Annotated in this window: 6 protein-coding genes; all 6 read right to left on the bottom strand. The window is 68.5% G+C overall.

Translation table 11 applies throughout. From position 1 onward, the window contains the following. Positions 1–58: 58 nt before the first annotated feature. The 6 genes from GO591_RS03710 to GO591_RS03685 are packed head-to-tail and all read right to left on the bottom strand — an operon-like array spanning position 59 to position 12,850. Positions 59–883 (bottom strand): zinc-ribbon domain-containing protein, encoded by an 825-nt coding sequence (locus GO591_RS03710; RefSeq protein ID WP_157155579.1) that lies wholly within the window; start codon positions 881–883, stop codon positions 59–61. A gap of 22 nt (positions 884–905) precedes the next feature. After that, positions 906–3,215, bottom strand: a complete 2,310-nt coding sequence (locus GO591_RS03705; RefSeq protein ID WP_157155578.1) for a transglutaminase-like domain-containing protein — start codon at positions 3,213–3,215, stop codon at positions 906–908. Then, positions 3,215–4,579, bottom strand: coding sequence for a DUF58 domain-containing protein (locus GO591_RS03700; protein ID WP_232466258.1), 1,365 nt, complete (start codon positions 4,577–4,579; stop codon positions 3,215–3,217). Before GO591_RS03700 ends, GO591_RS03705 begins: the two co-directional genes overlap by 1 nt. Before the next feature lie 38 nt (positions 4,580–4,617). Continuing rightward, a complete protein-coding gene (locus GO591_RS03695; protein ID WP_157157754.1) occupies positions 4,618–5,589 on the bottom strand; it encodes an AAA family ATPase in 972 nt (323 codons plus the stop codon). A 17-nt stretch (positions 5,590–5,606) separates the two neighbouring features. After that, positions 5,607–11,498: an Ig-like domain-containing protein gene (locus GO591_RS03690; protein WP_157155577.1), complete on the bottom strand. Its 5,892-nt coding sequence runs from the start codon at positions 11,496–11,498 to the stop codon at positions 5,607–5,609. Next, positions 11,495–12,850, bottom strand: coding sequence for a serine/threonine-protein kinase (locus tag GO591_RS03685; RefSeq protein WP_232466257.1), 1,356 nt, complete (start codon positions 12,848–12,850; stop codon positions 11,495–11,497). The genes GO591_RS03690 and GO591_RS03685 overlap by 4 nt, the downstream gene beginning before the upstream one ends. Positions 12,851–12,859: the final 9 nt, after the last annotated feature.

The raw sequence follows: 12,859 nt of genomic DNA, 5'->3' as shown, positions 1-12,859 counted from the left end.
GGAGAGGAGCGGCTGATGACCGGCGATCAGTCAGGAGACACTAGCCAGCTACCACCAGTCAACTGACGATCAGGAACTGCTCGCCGATGTCGACCCGGGAACCGCGCATCAGGTGGTAGCGCTTGCCCGGATCGCAGCGCACCGGACCTGACTCGGGTTCGCGCACCACGGTGCCGTTCCCCGAGAAGCGGTCGGAGACCCAGAACGCGCCGGCATCCTGGCCGAATTCCAAATGGGTCTTAGACACCGAGCGTCCGGGATCGGTGATCGCGATGATGTGGTCGAAGTACTCACCGGGTTGCGGCCGCGGACTACGGCCGAGCAGCCCGGATCCGGTGACGGTGACGTTCTCGCCGGTGCTGAACTGCAGCACGAAACGCTCGCCGACCGCATTGCGGCGCACGATGCGAGTGGCCTCGACGTCGTCAGGCAGTGCGTGCGACGCGCTGGGCGGGGGCGGGATCGACGACGTGATCGGCGGGATCGGCGAAATCGCCGGCTCGGTTGCGATGTCGGGGGATGTCGCCACCTCGAGTTCGGCGAGGTCCAGCAGGTCCAGGAGTTCAATGCGGGCGGTGTCGCTGGCGTCGGGGCGGGCCGGAGCGGCTGGTTCCGGCTCTGGGGGCGCTTCCGGCACGATCTGCGGACGCTGGCCGGTGGTGAAGGCATCGGTGACCGCGGAGGCGACGAAACCGCACTCTCCGCAGAAGATGTCATCGGCGCTCATCGCCGTGCCGCACTGCGCGCAATTGACGCTCGGCGCGGTCGGCGCCACAGGTGCCGGCGGCGGTGGAACGAACTGGGCGGCGGTAACCGACCGACCGCATTCCCCGCAGAACATTGCTCCCGCGGGCAATTTCGTGCCGCAGAATGTGCAAGTCACGCGATGCCCTTTCTGGTGGCCACTAGCTACGGCTGCGCCCCAGTGGCTTCCTGCCACTATAACGACCGAATGAGCGCAGGGAGACGCGGCCCTTGAACCGCTCCCAGCGGCTGAGCCGGTTCCGCAGTGACGCGGACAGGTCCTGAACGGCCTGCCACACCTTGCCTGGTTCGGATGGGTCGGGTCCTTCCGGCGCGAAGACGGCACGGTCGGCCACGACGGCGAGCACCCGCGCACCTGCGCCGCCGGCGATCTTGGCGAGTTCGCGCCGGGTCGCGGCCTGGGGCACTTCGATGCCGTGGTCGAGCAGCGTGTCCTCGAACTCCTGCCAGCCGCCGCGGATGTTCTGCACGGGGTCCGCGGCGCGGCGACGCCGGCGGCGGCGCCGCAGCTTGGCGGCGATGATCGCGAGGAACGGGGCGCTCACCAGGGCGAGCCCGAGCAACACCCAACCCAGCACACGCAACACGGTCAGCATCACGCCGAGGAAGGCGTCGAACGCCTCCGGGTCTTCCGGCGCGTTCTGCGGAGGGGTCTGCTCGTCGGGCTTCTCCTCCTGCTTCGCCGGCGGCGGCAGCGCCGACTGCGGACGGGCGACCTCGGTGGCATTCTCCGGCTGGCGAGGCGGGATCTCCCGCACCTCGGGAGTCGGGTCGATACCCACCCACCCCCACTGCTCGGTGTGCACCTCGAGCCAGGCGGAGACATCCGCCCCGGTGACCATCGTCGTCCCGCCGTCGGAGTCCTCGGGGGCGAAGCCGATCACGACTCGCGCTGGGAAACCGATCTCGCGGGCCATCAGCGCGGCGGCGGTTGCGTATTGTTCGGCGTCGCCGATCATCGGGGTCTGCGTGAACAGTTCGGCGATGCGGTTGGCGGAGTGTCCCGAGCGGCTGGCCGGTTCACCCTCGGCGCCGTGGCTGACGTAGCCGTCGCGGGCGAGCCCATCGAGCATGGCGACCAGCTGACGGCCAGGCCCGTCGATGCCCGCCGTGTACTCGTCGAGTGCGGTGCTCAGCTCTTCCGGCACCTGATCGAGCGCGGGCATCACCGCGGTGCCCGGCACCATGCTGGGCAGCTCGCTCTGCTCGGGCTGCTCGGGGATGACGACGTCGAGGCGATAGCTCGAGGACTCGGCCAGTCCCCCGATCACCGCACCGGTTCGACTGTTGTCGTTGTAGTAGAACCGCTCTCGCGCGGCGCCGCGGTCGAAATCCACGGCTTCCAGGGCGCCGACGCTGGGCAGCCAGACGCCCTCGTACCCGCCGACGGTGACCTGGATGCTGGCCCGGTCGCCGGCCAGGTCGCCCCGTTCGATCCGGGAGGGCACGCGCGTGAACGACCCGGATGCGCTGGACACCTGGTCGCTGCCGACCGAGTAGACGATGCCATCCCAGGTGTCGAGCGCGGCGACCCGGATGCGAGCATCCTCGGGCAGTCCGGCAACGGTGAGCATGGTGGCATCCGCCCGACCCTCGCTCAGGTAGCTGCGGAAACCGGCCAGCGGGCTCACGTACTCGCGCGGATCGAACGGCTGCTCGGTCACCGTGCGCAGCACCGTGCGATCGGATGTCGGCGGCAGCGCGTTCACCGCGGCGCCAGCAGCGACGCCGGCCACTGTCAGGATCACGCCGGCACCGATCAGGGACTTCAGCCCGGGGAAGAAGCGTTCCCCGACCGTCTCGAACGGCCGTCCAGACGCGGCCGGCGACTGCCTGGCCAACGCGCGGATCGAGGCGCGCCGCCGGTACCAGCGTCGCCAGATCAGCCAGAGCAGGCTCGCGGCGAGCATGCCGAAGGTGAGCACCAGCGGATACCACGCGGTCTCCGGACCGAAAGCCAGCCCGGTGAGCAGGAACAGTACTGGGGCGATGACGCCCAGCTCGCCGTACGTCGTGCGCAGGGCTACGGAGAGGGCAACCACCACGGTGGACAGCATCAGCAGCATCGGCGGCACCAGCAGCGCCTCATAGCTGCCAACCGGAAGGGCGATCGTGAGCAGCTGTTTCCAGCCGAAGACGACTCCGGTGGCGAGCTCCGTGAGCCCGTCGAGGGTCGGCAGGATGCCGTAGGCCGCGGCGGAAGGCACCGCGAGCGGAACGCCGAACGCGAGAAAGACCACCGCGGTGATCGCGGCGACGGCCGGTGCGGCGAGCCGGAATGTTGAACCGGCGACGGCAATGGCGATGCCGACCAATCCGGTGATGCCCGCCATCACCACGAACTCGACGCTTTGGTAGATCGGCCACCACGCGGCTGCGGCGATCGCGCTGGTCACCATCACCATCAGGATCGAGGTGAGCACCAGGCCAGCGGGCCTCTTGGTGACCATTACGCGACCGCCCGCGTGCGCGCGAGGGCTTTCTGCAGGTCTTCGAGATATCCGATGGTGAACACGGAGAGCCCGGGCACCCGACGAAGCCCCGGAACGGCCTCAGGGTCGCACACGATCACGATCACCTCGACGCCGGGCGGGAACCGTGTGGCAGCCGCTCGCAGCGCGCCCGCGGTGGGCACCGAGCCGACGATCAGGAAGGCGACGGACACGCCCGTGACGGTGTCGGCGGAGACCCTGGCGAGGTCGGACAGCGGAAGGAACGACTCTCCGGTCTGGATGATGGCGAGTTCGTCGAGCAGCCGGGATCGGCTGAGCGTCGACAGCGGTCGCACCGCGATCACTCGGCGCTTGGCGAACTCCGGGGTTCGCTCGCTGACCACCACGGAAACATCGCGGGAGTCCCGGATGGCGCGGGCGCCGAGGCTGCCGGTGACGCTGACCGCCAGTTCGAACTCGTCGTCGTTCGCATAGTCGCCGGCGGCGAGACTGAGCGCGATCACCAGGTGAGACCGCCGGGTCTGCTCGAACTGGCGCACCATGTACGTGCCGGTCTTCGCCGTCGACCGCCAGTGGATGTGGCGACGTTCGTCACCGGCGGTGTACTCACGCAGGGCGTGGAAGGCGATATCGCTCAAGGTGAGATCGCGGGTCGGGTTTCCTTCCAGGTCACGGATCAGCCCGGTGCTGGTGGATGGCAGCCCGATGGTGCGGGGATGCACGTACAGCTCGGCGCGGTCGCTCCAACTGATCTCGCGGCGTACCAGCCCAACCGGGTCCGCCCGAACGGTGCGCACCGGGCCAACCGAGATCACGCCGCGATGGCGAGTGGGGATGGCGAAGTCGTGTGATTCGGATGCCGCTCCGGGAAGACTCGGCATGGCGATCTCGGCGAGACCTTCGCCAACCGGAACCTCAACGGTCACCCCGAGCAGTCGGTGTCGGGTCGGGTTGTGCACTTCGACCCGGCCTGCCGCGGCGTCGCCCACCACGACCCGGCTGTGCGGAACGGTCAGGGTGATGCGGTGGGCGAGCCGGCCGATCAAATAGGCCCCCGCAACGATGAGCAGCACCAGGCCGGCGAAGCCGAGCACGATGAGTTCCTCCCAGCCGAGCAGGTAGCCGGCCAGCAGCGAGAACGGCGCCAGGATCGCCATGGTCCAGCCGAGCGGTGTGACCACGGTGGCCACGCGTGCGGCGACCGTGCCGAGCAGTCGCCGGGCTGCCTTGCCGACGCGCACGGAAATGACGATCAGGTCAGCGAAGAATCCGGTGCGGTCGCCGACGATTTTCGCGCGGGCATTGGTCAACCCGCTGGTCAGTGCCGACGCGTCCGTGTCGAATCGCGATCGGGTAGTCACCGGAGCGCCGCGCGACGCCGGCGGGGTGGTGCGGGCTCTCACACGGCTTGCCTGTCGCTGGGCGGCGGGGTCTGCATGAGGATCTGGCTGATCACACTGGAGTTGGTCACACCGTCGAACTCCGCTTCGGCGTCGAGCACCAGCCGGTGTGCCAGTACGGGTTCGGCGAGCATCTTGACGTCGTCGGGCACCACGTAGTGGCGTCCGTTCGCCGCGGCGAGGGTCTTCGCTCCACGGACCAGGGCGAGCGCGCCGCGAACGCTGACGCCCAGCCGCACCTCGGGCACCGAACGGGTGGCGTCGACCAGCCGGGACACGTAATCGTTGATCGACGGGTCGACGTGCACGGTGCCGGCCAGGCGGGCCATCTCGACGATGGCTTCCGAACTCACCACTTCGGGCACGGTGGTGTCATGCGCGCGAGTGGCCGCACCCTCGAGGATGCGCAGGGTCGACGCGTGGTCCGGGTAGCCGATCGATGCCTTCATCAGGAATCGGTCGAGCTGGGCTTCTGGCAGCCGGTAAGTGCCCGCCTGCTCGATCGGGTTCTGGGTGGCGATGACCATGAACGGTGCCTCGACGGGGTGGGTGACACCATCGACCGTGACCCGGTTCTCCTCCATCACTTCCAGCAGAGCCGATTGGGTCTTCGGGCTCGCCCGGTTGATCTCGTCGGCGAGCACGATATTCGCGAACACCGGTCCGGTGTGGAAGTCGAAGTGCCCGGTGCGCTGGTCGTAGATGCTGACACCGGTGATGTCGCCGGGCAGCAGGTCCGGGGTGAACTGCACCCGGTTGCTGGTGCCGCGCACGCTCTGGGCCATCGCGCGCGCCAGGGAGGTCTTGCCGGTGCCCGGGAAGTCTTCCAGCAGCAGGTGCCCCTCGCTCAGCAGGCAGACGAAGCCGAGGCGAATGACGAAGGTCTTGCCGAGCAGCACGCGCTCCACGTTGGCGACGAGCCGTCCGAAGGTGTCGGCGAACCAGGTTGCCTGCTCGGGGGTCATCGTCACGGAGCCGTCCTTCGCCGTCACGGTGTCGGTGTCGTACACGGTTGTCCCCCATCGATCGGACCCCAACCAGGGTCGGTGTAGCTGTTGGATCCGATCGTAACGGTGGCGCGCACTCGGGCAGCGACGGCACCCGGCGGCACGGCCGTCGTCTCGGTGTAGGTGAAGCCGGACCAGGTAGGCGGCGTTCCGAGGACCGAGATGTTGTACGAGAACATGTAGAGGACGGTTGCGGCGGCACCGTTGTTGTTGGGTGCGGTCGGAATCGGGTTGCTGCCGACGACGCAACTCTGGATGCCCGCGCGCGTGTTCACCGGGGTGGCGGTCAGCGGGATAGAGGGCGGCCCGCAGAAGGTGTCACTGCGGTCGCGGCATCCGCGGAACTCCACGTTCTGCTGATTTCCGTACACCCCGCTGCCGGCCAGAGAGGTGAGCCACTGCCCTACTGTGACATCCCGCCACGCGGATCCGCCGATGCGGTACTGGTACTTGTCGGCGGTTCCGGATGCCACGGACAGGCTGTCGACGCGGATGTCGAACTGTCCGCCGCCGCTGCTTTGCACGCTGATACTGCCGCTGGCCTGCCCGGGCACCTGCTTGGATTCGACCTCGCCGGTGGTTGCCGACGTGCAGTGATAATCATTGTCGGCGTAGACCACGTAGGTGTACGTGTTCCGGTCACGCGCGGTGCTGTCGGTCCAGGGCGAGTTGACGCCTGCGGCGATCACCCCCGGCTTACTGGTCGGGCTGCACGCGGGAGCCGACCGTGAGCCGTCGAACCGGGCGATCGAGTAGGTCACGCCGGCGGCCCCGTTCTCCGCCGCCGCACCCCAGCTGACGGTGACCGCACCCGACCCGTCGGCGGAAGTCCCCGCCGTCGGCGCCGGATTGGGTGCGCCGGGCTGGCCGACCGGAATCACGGTGGCCGTCGTTCGCCGCCAGTCCGCTTCACCGACCTGCGCGGCATTCTTGGCGTACACCGTAACGGTGTAACTCGTTCCCGGGACCAGCTGGCCATTCGCTGTCGTGGTGAGCGGGTCGGTGGTGTCCCGGCCGACCTCGGTGGACCAGTTCACACCGGATCCGGCGATCTGGACGACGTAGCGGCTGACCCGGCTGCCGGGTTGCGGGTCCGGGACCGGGCTCCAGGAGATGCGGATCGTTGCCGGTGCGGCCGGCGCAGCCACCGGGGCGGCTGTCACGCTCGTCGGCGCCGCAGGGAGATAGTCGGCGCTGAGCGGCGCACTGAGCGGGCTCGCCTGCGACGCGCCGATGCCGTTGTAGGCGATCACCGAGAACTGGTAGCTGAGTCCGGCGGTGAGGTCAGGCAGCCCGCACCGCAGCGACAGCCCGCAATCGCGGCGGTAGTTGCCGTGGCTCGAGCTCACCACCTCGTAGCGGGTGATCGGCGAGTTGTTGAACTGGGGAGCCGACAGCGCGAGGGTCAGCAACCCTTCTTCGTGGCCGCCGGATGCCCGGGTCGGAGCAACCGGGGTGTCCGGCACGTCCTGCACCGAGATGGTCACGTTGCCCCACACGTACCGGTCCCGGTCGCCCGTGGCGTCGGCCACCTGGTACTGCAGGTTGCTGTCGTTCGGTGCCGCAGATCCGCTCACCGTGACGGTCAACCGTGAGTTGTCGGCGCTCGGTGTCACGGTCACGCCCGCGGGCAGCGCTCCCCCGCCGATGCCGCGAATCGCGACCACACGCAGGGGTTCACCGGGGAACGGGTTGGCGGCCTGGTCGTTCGCGAGCACGTCGATCACGGTGGTTTCGCCGCGTTTGGTCACCTGCGAGTCCGCAGCGGGTCGCGCGAGGGGCCGGGTTGAGGCGACGACCTGCATCCGGATCTTGCCCGCGGTACCCGCAGCGGCGCGGTCTCGCACACCGATGTTGAGTTCAGTGATCGTGCCCTTCGCCGTGCCCTCCTCGGCCCGCACCCGGAGCACCTGACCATCGACGGCGGCCTCGAAGCCGGTGGGCACCGCTCCGAGCAGTTGGTAGGCAAGCTCGTCGGCGTCGTCCGCGTACGGATAATTGGTCAGTCGCACCAGATCGAACTCGCGTTCCTGCCCCGGTTCGAATTCCACCGAGGCACCGGCGAAGACCGGCGGTTGGTTCTCGCGGGGGCTGACCGTGATCGGCAGCACCAGAATCGCGGTCCGGCCCTCCGGGTCGGTCGCGGAACTGCCATCGGTCACTTCGAAGGTGATCGACGCCGGCCCGAAGTAGAGCGGAGCCGAGGTGAACTCGAGCGTGAACGGGTCGACGACCAGGTCTGATCCGTCGGAGTTCGTGGCGCGCACCGAGCCGGAGTCGGTGAGCCGCACGTCACGACCGCCGACAGCGACAACGTAATCGGCAAGGTCGATCCGCAGGGTTTCCTCGCTGACCACGGTGAGAGGCCCCGCTGTGCGATCGAGTTGCGGCAGGGCGTCGTCGAAGCCGGGTACCCAGATCAGGGCGTAGGACCGGACGCTGTCATCATCGGGGTGCGCGACTGAGAACGGGATGATCTGGCTGTCGTCCTGGATCTGCACTCTCACGGTTGCGCGGCTCGTGACGTCGGCGCTCTCGCGCCACGCAGGCAGCACCGACAGCTTCAGGTCCCGCGCGTCGCCGTCGGCGAAGAAGACGTTGGCGAGGACGTCGACGTCGACCTCCTCTCGATCGAGGATGTCGGTGAGTCGCAGCACGGTGTCGCTGGCCTGCGGGTAGCTCAGCGGCGCGGTCTCCGAGACGATCACGGTGATGAAGTTCGAACTGCTGCCGCCGGCCGCATTCTCGATCGTGTAGACGAGCCCGTACCGTCCCGGCACTGTGGGCGGGGTGACTCTCACGAGCGACTCTTCGACGATTTCCGCTTGCACAGCGGCATCCCCGCTCTCCACCGCCGACACCGTCAACGCACTGCCTTCGGGGTCGGAGTCGTTGGCGAGCACCTGCACGAGCACGCTGCGTCCCGGTCGCGCTTGAACTTCGTCCTCGACCGCGACGGGGTTCTGGGCGCCCGCGCTCGGGGTGATGCCGATTCGCACGGTGCCCGTCGCCCGGGCCCCCAACCCGTCGATGACGGTGTAGGCGAAGGTGTCGGTGCCTGCCGAGTAGTCGCCCGCCTCGTAGACGAAGTAGTCGGCGCCGGTCTCCACGACCGAGCCCTTCGAAGGGTTGCTCTCGGGGCCGAGCAGTTGCACGGTGTCCCCGTCGGGGTCGGTGCCGTCCATCCGAGCGTCGATCTGCACCTGTTCACCGGAGATCACGCGCGCCGTGAGCGTCGGCGGCACCGGCGGGTTGTTCGTCGCCTGGTCCTCCTCGCGCACGGTGAGGGTGAGCTGGGCCTGTGCGGTCTGGCCTGAGGGGTCGGTGATCTGGTACACGGCGGTGTACACGCCGGGTGTGGTCGGTGCGAGGTAGCGCAGGTCGTTGCCGTCGGCGAACAGCAGACCGCCCCCGGAGGCGACATCCTGCACCAGCGCGGGACTCAGCCCGATCTCGGCGCCGTCGGGGTGGAAGTCGTTCTCCAGCACGGGGATGCGGACGGCGTCACCGACTCGCACGCCGGCGGTGTCGTCGGTGGCGACCGGGGGCTGCAACTGGTCCGGCCGGGGAATCTCGACAACGGTGATCGACCCGACAGCGTCGACGAGGCCGTTGCTGACGCGGTAGTTGAAGGTCGCCGAGCCCGATTGCAGCGGCGCGGTGAGAGTCACTCGCACCGAGCGTTGCTCGAGCACTTCGGCGCGCACTCCCCCGCTGATGGGGACGTTCATGACCTCGGTGACGATCAGCACACCGCCGGCCGGGTCGATGTCGGTCGCGGCCACGTCAACGGTTTCGCTGCTCAGCGTCTTGACGAACACCGTCTTCGGCACCGTGATCGGTGTCGAGTTCGCGTCCGGTGGGCTTTGCACGACAACCCGCACCAGCCCCGTGACCGACTGTTCACTGTCCGCCACCACGTACTCGAGGTAGTGAGTGCGCACCTGGTCGCTGACGAAGGTGAAGGTGCCGTCCTCGTAGCTGGGGACGATCGTCGCGCCCGCCTTGTCAGGCACGCCGTTCAGCCGGACGACCCCGTTGCCGCCACGGACGTGGGCGAGCGGGGTGACCGTCACCGGCTGACCGGCGTAGGCGACCACCGCGAACGGCTCGGCGATGATCGGCACTGCGCCGGTGGGGTGCACGGTGACGGCGAGTCCGCCGACGCCGTCGGCGGTGCCATCCGTTGCGACCAGGGCGATCTGGCGGATGTCGCCGGCGCCGCCGCGTTCGCTGAAGACGACCGTGCCGTCCGGCTCGAAGCTGACAGCGTCAGGGTGGGCGACCGCGGCGCTGGACAGGTAGAAGGCGTCACCGTCGGGATCGACCCAGTCCCCCAGCGCGTTCGTGGTCACGCTGCTGCCCTGCTGCACGGTCGCCTTGGTCTGCCGCACCTGGACCGGCGCCGAGTTCTCACCGTCGGCGCGGATGGTGACGGTTATCGTCGCTGAGGCCGAACCGCCGCGGCCGTCGCTGATGGTGTAGCCGATCGTGAACGCTCCGCTGGCGTCCTCGGGCAACGTGAGCAGCAGCTGTTGTCGCTGGTTGATGAAGTCAAGGCGCGCGAGCGACGGGTCGAGTTCGTCGGTGCTCTCGATCACGAGGACGTCGCCGTTGGCGTCGTAGTCGTTCAACAGCACGGGAAGGACCGTCGAACGACCCGGTCGGGCACCGAACTCGTCGTCGATGGCTACCGGCGCGACCTGGGTGCGCTCGAGCTCGGGCGGGGTGTCTTCGTCGTTCTCCTCGACCTGCTGCCGGTCTTCCTCTTCATTGAGCAGATCGTCCCAGTTGTCGATCAGCTGACCGCCTTGCTGGATCGCCCAGCTCGCCCCACCGGCGCGATCGTTCAGCACCGCCCGATCACCGTTGGCAGCGAAGTCGAGCCGCGCGGCCGGCGGCATGGACTGCAAGCCGATCGTCTCGGCGTCCGCGTTCTCGCATTGCCGCCAGAGCGTGCCCGAACTCCAGGCGGTGTACGCGCAGTCGTCGACGACGAGCGGCCGAGTGGCGGTCCCCGAACCCTGGTCGGTGACCTCCTGCGGGTCGGCGCCGCCGAGCGGAACCCGCATCAGCCCTTGATCATGGGCGATGAGCACGCTGCTGCCGCCCGCCGATGGAGCTTGCAGCGCGAGCTGGTCGCCGGCGATGTCGTCTAGGCCGATGACCGTGTCACCGGTCTGCAGGCGTTGCTCTTCGACATCCAGAACCACCCACCGGCCATCGACCGTCGTGATCTGGTAACTGCCGTCGGCCTCGCCGAACTCGGTTGCCGCGGTGGATTCCACCGAGTCGCCGCGGGCCGCGTCGATGCGGTACACCGTCCGCGCTTCCGGCGAGAACACGAACAGCACGCCGTTCGGATCGACTGCCGCGACGGAGTTCGCGCCGAGACTGAGCTGGGGTTCACTCTCCGGGTCGAACGCGGCCAGCTCCGCGGTGCCGACAATCCAGATCTCGCCGGTCTGCTGGGCGTGGATGACGGCCCGGTCGGCGGCGAGGTACACCTCGGTTTCCTCGGGTGGCAGCGGGACACTCTCCACCGCCTGGGCGGTCGCGGGATCGACCAGCGCAAGTTTGCTGCCGGCGTTGTCAACCATCAGCACGGTGTCGCCGGACTGGACGACGTCGAGGTCCTGGCTGCCCGCTTCGACGACGGTGTCGACTGCGAGCACTTCCGTGCTGACCCGGCCGATCACCTGATCCTCACCGTTCGGAACCCAGACGGCCCCGTCGGTGAGGGTGACTTTCTGGGCCGTGTACCCGGAGGACACGACCGCGACCGTGCCGACCAGCGCGGCAATGAGCACGCCGCTGGTCGCGGTGACGACACCGGATCGCCGCGCGGCCAGCCAAGTCCTCAACGTGCTCACTCAGGCACGTCCACGCATTTCTCGGTGCTGGGCGGGCCCATCTTGCCTTCACGGTTGACCGCGACGGTGATGCAGACCCGGGTGCCGGCCGCGGCGTCGACCTGGAACTGGGTTGATTGCTGGGTCGAGGCGGCGCGATCGCCCAGTTGCACGCTGTAGCTGTCGGTGGGCGCGATGCCAGGGTCGTCCCAACTGAATCTGACGACACCGTCGGAGCGCTCCCCCGCAATGTTGCTGACCACCGGGATATCCGACGAGTTCGCGCGGATGAGCATGAGCGTTGCCGTGGCACCGGCCGCGATCACCAGCACGGACGCGGCTACCAGCACCCAGGTCAGCACCTGTACCGAGCGGTTCGGTCGCTGCGGCGATGTGCCGGACGTGCGTCTCGAACTGGAGGAACGCAGCACCGTGCCAACCGGTTGGTATCCCTCCGCGATCGCCCGCCGCCTGCGACGCTTGGCCGCGTTGACATTGCCTGCCACGCCACGGACGCGCGTGCGGTCCTCGAGGTCTGCGACCGTTGCCAGGGCCCAGTCGTCCATCGCCACCTCGACCGGCGTCTGCGGTAGCCCGAGTTCGGTCTCCACCGCTTGCAGGTCCCGCAAGAACTCCAGCACGCTTGAGGGACGCTGTTCCGGCTTCCGCGCCATCCCTCGGCGAAGCGCGGCCTCGAGGCTCGCCGGAACATCCGGGCGGCCGATCGGCTGCAGCTTGCCTCGGGTGATCCGGGAGATGAGGTCAGCCGAGGAGTTGGAGCCACCGGGATGCTCGAACGGTGACCGCCCCGCGAGCAGCGAGTACACCGTTGCCGCGAACGAATACACCTCGGTCTCGATGGTGCCCGCGGTCTCATCGAGCAGCACCTCGGGAGCCGACCATGGCACGCTCATGCCGATGGCGTCGGCGCCCTGCGACTGGCCGACCGTCGCGGCGATGCCGAAGTCCGAGAGCACCGGGTGCCCATACGCGGTGGTGAGGATGTTGGAGGGCTTGATGTCTCGGTGCAGGACCCCCGCGCGATGGGCGGTCTCAATCGCGCTGCCGATCTTCACGGCAATGCTGAGCACTTCGGGTACCGGGATCCGCTCGCGCCGGTAACGCTCGCTGAGCTTCGCCGAGCACAGCTCCATCACCAGGTAGGGACGGCCATCCGAGGCGACGCTCGCCTGATACACCGTGAGGATCGACGGGTGCGAGCTGAGCTGGGCCATCAGGTTGGCTTCGGCCTGGAACATCGCCCTGCCGCTGTCGTTGACCACGTCGCTCAGCATCACCTTCACGGCGACCTGGCGCCTGGGCATGTTCTGCTCGTACAGGAAGACGTCGGCGAACCCTCCGGAACCAAGCACGTGCAGGTG

The organism is Diaminobutyricimonas sp. LJ205 (assembly GCF_009755725.1).
Taxonomy (GTDB): Bacteria; Actinomycetota; Actinomycetes; order Actinomycetales; family Microbacteriaceae; genus Ruicaihuangia.
Note: the sequence above shows the minus strand (reverse complement) of the source record. Positions and strands in the feature narration are given on the sequence as shown.

Coding starts and splice junctions, on each gene's coding strand:
- GO591_RS03705 (WP_157155578.1), bottom strand. CDS start 3,215: ATGGTCACCAAGAGGCCCGCTGGCCTGGTGCTCACCTCGATCCTGATG.